This window comes from Metabacillus sp. RB-C-LZQ-3-1 (genome assembly GCF_058315175.1).
The window spans coordinates 1-207 of the sequence record NZ_JBZFLI010000073.1 but is presented as its reverse complement, the minus strand read 5'-3'; the positions used below and the strand labels follow the sequence as shown (position 1 = coordinate 207).

The window sequence follows — 207 nt, the reverse complement described above, 5'->3', positions numbered from 1 at the left end:
GTTAGACATGACTTTGATGAACATAAGCATTTAATCATTGCTGGAGCAACAGGTTACGGTAAAAGTGCAATCCTTAAGCTAATTGTTACATCTCTTGTGTTACAACAGCCTGAAAATACAAATCTACATTTAATTGACTTGAAGGGTGGATCAGCTTTTCAGAGGTTTAAAGATTTAAAGCAAACCAAAAACTTCACTAGGGAACCT

The 207-nt window shown here is 35.3% G+C and carries 1 protein-coding gene; it reads left to right on the top strand.

The features are described 5' to 3' along the window. Positions 1-207: FtsK/SpoIIIE domain-containing protein (locus AC4GZ8_RS26515; RefSeq protein ID WP_491084841.1), on the top strand; the 207-nt coding region annotated here is incomplete at both ends.